This is a genomic window from Rhizobacter sp., from assembly GCF_031412495.1.
Lineage (GTDB): Bacteria > Pseudomonadota > Gammaproteobacteria > Burkholderiales > Burkholderiaceae_C > Schlegelella_A.
The window spans coordinates 1-6,885 of sequence record NZ_JANODC010000068.1; the positions used below are offsets into that span (position 1 = coordinate 1).

Genomic DNA, 6,885 nt, shown 5'->3' on the forward strand with positions numbered 1-6,885 from the left:
CAGCGGTACCGACAAGCGCCATTCGCTCGGCGGTCGCGGCATCGGCTCGACCGAAGGCATGGGCATCTGCCACAGCTATGCGCCCGACGGCCGCTGCATTTCGCTCTTGAAGATTCTGCTCACCAACTTCTGTACGTACGACTGCCTCTATTGCGTCAACCGGGTGAGCAGCAATGTACCGCGCGCACGTTTTTCGATTGAAGAAGTGGTGCAGCTCACGCTCGACTTCTACCGGCGCAACTGCATCGAGGGCCTGTTCCTCAGCTCCGGGATCATCCGCAGCCCGGACTACACGATGGAGCAGGTGGTCGAGGTGGCGCGGGTGCTGCGCGAGGAGCACGACTTCCGCGGCTACATCCACCTGAAGTCCATTCCGGAAGCAAGCGCTGACCTCCTCGCCAAGGCCGGCCGCTACGCCGATCGCTTGAGCATCAACATCGAGCTGCCGACGGATCACTCGCTTGCGGCGCTGGCTCCGGAAAAAGACGGCGCGGCGATCCGGCGGTCGATGGCGCGGCTGCGTGTGCATATCGACGCGGCGAAGGACGCCGCCCGGCCGGCGCCGACGACCAGCATCGTCGCCATGCCGCCGAAACGGGCCCGTGCGCCGCGCTTCGCGCCGGCCGGGCAGAGCACGCAGATGATCGTCGGCGCCGACACCACGCCGGACCGCGCCGTCCTGCAGGCGAGCGCCGGCCTCTACGGCGCCTACCGCCTGCGCCGGGTCTACTACTCGGCATTCAGCCCGATCCCCGACGCCGCCCGGGCCCTGCCCCTGAAGGCGCCGCCGCTGGTCCGCGAGCACCGCCTCTACCAGGCCGACTGGCTGATGCGCTTCTACGGCTTCGGCCACGAGGAGATCGTGTCCGGCGCCGACGGCATGCTGTCGCTCGAGGTCGACCCGAAGCTCGCCTGGGCGCTCGCCCACCGCGACCGCTTTCCGGTCGACTGCAACCGGGCCCCGAAGGAGATGCTGCTGCGCGTGCCCGGCCTCGGCGTCAGGTCGGTCGCTCGAATGCTGCTGGCGCGGCGCGGCCGGCGCCTGCGCCGCGCGGACCTCGAGCGCCTGCGCGTGCCGCTGGCCAAGGTCCTCCCCTTCGTCGAGCTCGCCGATCATCGGCCCGGCCGTGGCCTCGACGCGGCCGACCTGGGTCGGCGCATCCACATCGCGCAGGCAGCGGCGGCGCCTCGGCAGGCCTCCCTGTTCCCGGCAGAGGCCGCCGGCCTGGAGCCGGTGGCGGGCTGACCGGCGCGGCATGCACGAGGCCGACGGCGGCGCCTCGCATCGCGCGGTCAGGCTCGCCGGCGCTGCGGACTTCGACGGCTTCCGGCAGGCGTGCCGGCGGCTGTGGGCGGCCGGCGTCGAACCGGCGCTCGTCAGCTGGCACACCGGCGAAGACGCGGGGACCGGACTCTTCGAAGCGCCTGCGGCGACGCCCGTCGAGACAGCCGTCGATCCGGACCGCGCGGCCGGGGATCAGGCCACCTCGGCGATCGGTGGCGCTCCCGTCCACGTGCCGTCCGCCTTCCTGCCGCTCAGCCGCTGCGTGGTCCTGCACCGCGACCCGAACCGATTCGGCCTCCTCTACCGGCTGCTGTGTCGACTGCAGATCGAGCCCGGACTGCGCGGCGATCCGCTCGATCCCGACTGGCTGCAGGCCGAGCAGATGGCACGCGCGGTCCGCCGCGACATGCACAAGATGAAGGCCTTCGTCCGCTTCCGCATGGTCAACGGCGGCGGCGCCGCGCCGCTGCACGTCGCCTGGTTCGAGCCCGAGCACCACATCGTCGAAGCGACGGCCCCGTTCTTCGCACGCCGCTTCACCGCCATGCGCTGGGCGATCCTGACGCCGGAGCGCTGCGTCCGCTGGGAGGGCGCGGCGCTGACCTTCGGGCCCGGCGCCAGCCGGGCCGACGCGCCGCCTGCCGACGCCGGCGAGCAGCTGTGGCTCACCTACTACGAGAACATCTTCAATCCGGCGCGCCTGAAGCTGAAGATGATGCAAAAGGAGATGCCGAAGCGCTACTGGCCGAACCTGCCGGAAGCGCAGCTCATCCAACCGCTGGCGGCGCACGCTGCCGAACGGAGCCTGGCCATGATCCAACGAAGCCCCGGCGACCCGCGCCGGCGCCGGCCGACCGAGCCGGCGCCCGCCCCCGGCCACACGGACACGCCGGGCGGCAATGCGCCGCCCAGCCTGCCGAAGCTGCGCGAGGCGCTCGACCGCTGTCGCGAGTGCCCGATCGGCGAGCACGCCACGCAGGCGGTGCCCGGTGAAGGCCCGATGCACACGGCGCTGATGTTCGTCGGCGAGCAGCCGGGCGACCAGGAGGACCTGCAGGGCCGGCCCTTCGTCGGCCCGGCCGGGCAGCTGCTGGCGCGCGCGCTCGACGAGCTCGGCATCGCCCGCGAGACGGTCTACGTGACCAATGCCGTCAAGCACTTCAAGTTCGAACTGCGCGGCAAGCGCCGCATCCACAAGACGCCGGCGCAGCAGGAGGCGGCCGCCTGCCTGCACTGGCTCGAGAGCGAGATCGAGCTGGTCGCGCCCGAAGCCCTGGTGGCGCTCGGCGCGACGGCGGCGCGGCAGCTGGTGGGCGCGCCGGTGGCCGTGACAAAGCTGCGCGGCCAGTGGCTGACTCGCGCCGACGCACGCCCCGTCCTGATCACCCTTCATCCCTCGGCGCTGCTGCGGATGGAGCCTGCGGACAGGGCGGCCGCCTATGCGGCCTGGCTGAACGACCTTCGGCGCGCTCTCGAGCCGCCCGGTGGAGTAGGCAACGGTCGGATCTGAGGTCAGAAAGCCCTTCCGGCGAGGCGCGATTACACTCCCGATCGCGTCATAACGCGAGGCTGTAAGGATATTCATCTGGGCCGCGACAAGCCCATGCAGTCCCCGGCCCTTTTCAACAACGTTTCAGGAGATAACCGATGAAGTTCGCTACCGCTCTGTTCTGCACCCTGACCCTCGCCGCCAGCGGCGCCATGGCTGCCAAGCACTCGGAGATGAAGCCCGACGCGATGGCCAAGGACACCATGACCATGCAGCAGTGCAAGGACCACATGGCCATGGCCAAGAAGGACGGCGCCAAGAAGGACGACGCCATGATGAAGAAGGACACCATGTGCGCCGACATGATGAAGAAGGACGAGGCGATGAAGAAGGACGCGCCGAAGAAGTAGATCCACGCGACGGTCGCGTCCTACAGCCCGGTCGGGTCACGCCCGACCGGGCTTTCCTTTGCCCGGTGCTGCAATGGCGGTTTGCCTCGAGCGATCCAACGCCATGAACGACAGCACCCACTCTCGCCAGCTTCTCTGGAAGATGATCAAGGGCATCCGCTACGCGATGTTCACCACCCGCCACGGCAACGGCCACCTGCACGCGCGGCCGATGACGACGCAGGATAGGGAGATCGGCGAGGACGGGAGCCTTTGGTTCTTCATGTCGAGGTCGAGCGGCCCGGTCGAGGACCTCGAGGCCGACTCCGTCGTGAACCTCGCCTATGCCGACCCGGGTGCCGACACCTACGTCTCGGTGTCCGGCACCGCGGCCGTCATCGAGGATCCGGCCAAGAAGAAGCAGCTCTGGAACAAGATGACGGAGGCGTGGTTCCCGAACGGGCCCGGGGACCCGGACCTGGCCCTCGTGCAGGTGCAGATCGTCCACGCCAACTACTGGGACGTTAAGGAGAGCAAGCTGGTCCAGCTCTTCGAGATGGCCAAGGCCGTCGTCACGGGCAAGCCGCCGACGGACCTGGGCGAGCAGGGCGAGGTGCGCCTGCGCTGAAGGCCGCGACGCAGTTCACGGCCGGGCGTGCGCCGGGCCGATGTGCACCGGGACGGCAGCGTTGTTCGGGGCTTCACGGGCCGAGGTCGCCGCTAGCCTAGCGACGTCACTGCTCCGAGCCGAACGCCATGCGCCACGCGTCCACGCCACTGCACTTCTCGCCCGCCTTCCAGTCCGCGTCGACCACCGGCGCGATCGAATGGGAAGAGCTGCCGTCGCTGGCCGGTCTCGTCCGGGCCGCCGACGGCGCCGGCGCATCGAAGGCCAGCATGCCCTGGGACGCCACCCGGCCCGCCGAATTCGACCCGAGCCCGCCGTCGCAGCCCTTCCGCGAGCCGTTCAGCGGCGTCGTGATGCGCGAGGTCAACGAGCCCGACGTCTTCCGCCACTTCTTCGGTCGCTGACGCGCGCGCGCGTTCCGCGACGCGGCGATACTCGGCCGGGCCATCGCCCGCGCCGACAGCCGTGACCCTCGCCTCGATCGATGCCGCGACCACGCGCGCGGCCCTTCCCTTTCCTGCCCTGATCCAGACGCTGCGCCAGGCATTTGCCGAGGGCGTCGAGGTGCCGCCACGCCACGCGCACGCGATCGGCGGCGGCTCTGACCGCAGGCCGGGCGGCACGCTGCTGCTCATGCCGGCGTGGCGTCCGGGCCGCCGCGGCGGGGTGAAGACGGTCGCCGTCTTTCCCGGCAACGCCGCGGCCGGGCTGGCGACGCTGCATTCCACCTACCTGCTGTTCGACGCCTCCACCGGCTCGCCGCTGGCCTTCATCGACGGCGACGAGATCACCGCCAGGCGCACGGCCGCCGCCTCGGCGCTCGCGGCTTCGTACCTCGCCCACCCGGGGGCGCGCCGTCTGCTCGTGGTCGGCGCCGGCCGCGTCGCGGCGCTGAGGGCCGCGGCGATGGCGGCCGTGCGCCCGATCGCGGCCGTCGCGGTCTGGAGCCGCCGCCTCGAGGCGGCGCAAGCGCTCGCCGGCCGGCTGGCGGCGAGCGGATTCGACGCCACGGCCAGCACCGATCTCGCCGGCGCCGTGCAGTGCGCCGACATCGTCAGCTGCGCCACGCTGTCGACCGCCGCGCTGGTGCAGGGCGACTGGCTGCGCCCGGGCGCCCATCTCGACCTGATCGGCGCCTTCACGCCGCAGATGCGCGAGTGCGATGCCGGCTGCTTCGAGCGGGCCCGTGTCTTCGTCGACACGCCCGAGGCGATGGCCAAGGCGGGTGACGTGCTCGAGGCGATCCGTGCCGGCAGCTTCGCCGTCGAGCAGTTGCAGGGAACCCTGGCGGACCTGTGCGGGGGCAAGGTGGCCGGCCGCACGGGCGGCGCGGAGATCACCCTGTTCAAGTCGGTGGGCACCGCGCTCGAGGACCTCGCCGCGGCGGAGCTCGTCTTCGACACGGCGGGGACGGCGCGCTCCGCGGCGCCACGAGCGCCTGGCACACCTGCGCGATGACCATGCGCATGCCTGCGACGCCTGCCTGACCGCTGGCGAGCCGGCTCGGTGTCGGCCGGATCTGCTCCTGTTGGCGCGTGCAGAACCAGGACGGCGTCGCCGTGCTGAGACGGAGGGTCACGGCATGTTCCGGCAGCGGGCCGTGCCTGCGCCCTGAGGGCGTGACTTTGTAGCGTTGACGGGTGCGCCCCGGCAACGAAGGCGCCCGGCCGCGGCGCGACAATGCCGAGGCCCGCTCCGGCATCGCGGAGCCGAGACGCCACCGGCTGTTTCGCGACCGCCCGTCCTCTCGTCAGGAGCCCGTTGCCCGCAATGACCCCGGCCACCGAACTCGCGCCAGCGCGGGCGCCCGCCGCCCCCGCGGGTCGGGCCTTGGCAGCGGCGTCCCGCCTCCGCGATTACGAGACGACCGTCGTGGTGCACGAGGGGCCGACCAGCATCGTCTACCTGGCCTGGGACCATTCGCTGCAGCGCAAGGTCGCGATCAAGGAGTACCTGCCGGTGGCGCTGGTCTCGCGGTCGGGCGGCTCGCCGACCGTGGCAACCCGCAGCCCGCGCCAGACCGAAGCCTTCGAGGCCGGCCTCAGGGGCTTCCTCGAGGAGTCGCGCGTCCTGGCCCGCTTCGACCATCCGTCGCTGGCCAAGGTCTATCGCTTCTGGGAGGAGAACGGCACCGCCTACATGGCGATGCCGCACTACGAAGGGCCGACGCTGGCAGCCGCCCTCGCCGAGCTCGGCCACGTGCCCAGCGAGAGCGAGCTGCGGACCTGGCTGCGGCCCGTGCTCAACGCCATCGCCGTGCTGCACGACAGCGGCGTCTGGCATCAGAACATCGCACCGGACGAGATCGTCTTCACGCCGAAAGGGCCGGTGCTGCTCGGCTTTGCCGCGGCTGCGCTCGCGATCGAGGGCGCTCAGCACGCACCGGCCGCGGCCCTCAAGCCGGGCTTCGCGGCGATCGAGCAGTACGGCAGCCCGGCCGCGACGACGCGGGGCCCGTGGACCGATCTCTACGCACTGGCGTCGGTGATCTACGCGGCCATCACCGGCAGCGCACCGACGGCAGCGCCGGACCGGCTCGGCGCCGACCCGGTCGTGCCCCTGTCCATCGTCGCCGCCGGCCTCTACAGCGACGCCTTCCTCGCCGCCGTCGACGCTGCGATGCGGGTGCAGCCGGACAGCCGGCCGCGCGATCACCTGGCCTTTCGCGCCCTGATGGGCGACATCGAGGCACCGGGCGCACCGGTGTCCCTGGCGCCCCGGCGCGACCCGATGCAGGAGCCCTTCGCCGGCCTCGTCGCGGAAGACCGCGTGGTGACCGTGCCGGACCGGCCCTTGCTGGCCCCGGCCGAGCCGACGTTGCCGCCCGGCCCGGCCGCAGGCAGCAGCCGGCCGCAGCCGACCGCCCCCGCGGCGCTGAGCGACATCGGCAGCATGCCGCTGCCGGCCGGGCGCGGCTCGCCGTCGTGGGTGCGCAGCGGGCCTGGCGCAGGTGCACGCGGCAAGCGGGCCCTGTACGGCGTCGTCGCCGTCAGCTGCTTCCTGGTCGGTGCCATCGCCCTGGCGATCCAGTTCACGATGCGCCAGTCGCCGGCCCCGGCTCGCGTGGCCCCCACCGTCGCCGCCGGCCCGGTTC

General features: G+C 71.8%; 7 protein-coding genes. All 7 read left to right on the forward strand.

Features of this window, described 5'->3' with window-relative positions:
• The coding region (locus tag AC30N0_RS02475) for a putative DNA modification/repair radical SAM protein (RefSeq protein WP_489516354.1) at positions 1 to 1,246 on the forward strand (1,246 nt) is incomplete at its 5' end.
• A 10-nt stretch (positions 1,247 to 1,256) separates the two neighbouring features.
• On the forward strand, positions 1,257 to 2,795 hold the full coding sequence (locus AC30N0_RS02480; protein WP_489516355.1) for a UdgX family uracil-DNA binding protein: 1,539 nt from the start codon (positions 1,257 to 1,259) through the stop codon (positions 2,793 to 2,795).
• Between the two features lie 137 nt (positions 2,796 to 2,932).
• Positions 2,933 to 3,184 carry a hypothetical protein gene (locus tag AC30N0_RS02485; RefSeq protein WP_489516356.1) on the forward strand — a complete coding sequence of 84 codons (252 nt, stop codon included), beginning with the start codon at positions 2,933 to 2,935 and terminating at the stop codon, positions 3,182 to 3,184.
• Positions 3,185 to 3,287: 103 nt separating this feature from the next.
• A complete protein-coding gene (locus tag AC30N0_RS02490; RefSeq protein ID WP_489516357.1) occupies positions 3,288 to 3,791 on the forward strand; it encodes a pyridoxamine 5'-phosphate oxidase family protein in 504 nt (167 codons plus the stop codon).
• A gap of 128 nt (positions 3,792 to 3,919) precedes the next feature.
• Positions 3,920 to 4,195, forward strand: coding sequence for a hypothetical protein (locus tag AC30N0_RS02495; protein WP_489516358.1), 276 nt, complete (start codon positions 3,920 to 3,922; stop codon positions 4,193 to 4,195).
• A gap of 61 nt (positions 4,196 to 4,256) precedes the next feature.
• Positions 4,257 to 5,249, forward strand: coding sequence for a bifunctional Delta(1)-pyrroline-2-carboxylate/Delta(1)-piperideine-2-carboxylate reductase (gene lhpI, locus AC30N0_RS02500; protein WP_489516359.1), 993 nt, complete (start codon positions 4,257 to 4,259; stop codon positions 5,247 to 5,249).
• 372 nt (positions 5,250 to 5,621) lie between these two features.
• Positions 5,622 to 6,885: serine/threonine protein kinase (locus AC30N0_RS02505; protein WP_489516360.1), on the forward strand; the 1,264-nt coding region annotated here is incomplete at its 3' end.

What these genes read in the sequence shown, in the direction of transcription:
- AC30N0_RS02495 (WP_489516358.1), top strand. Translation starts at nt 3,920, where the DNA reads ATGCGCCACGCGTCCACGCCACTGCACTTCTCGCCCGCCTTCCAGTCC.
- AC30N0_RS02480 (WP_489516355.1), top strand. Translation starts at nt 1,257, where the DNA reads ATGCACGAGGCCGACGGCGGCGCCTCGCATCGCGCGGTCAGGCTCGCC.
- AC30N0_RS02485 (WP_489516356.1), top strand. Translation starts at nt 2,933, where the DNA reads ATGAAGTTCGCTACCGCTCTGTTCTGCACCCTGACCCTCGCCGCCAGC.
- AC30N0_RS02490 (WP_489516357.1), top strand. Translation starts at nt 3,288, where the DNA reads ATGAACGACAGCACCCACTCTCGCCAGCTTCTCTGGAAGATGATCAAG.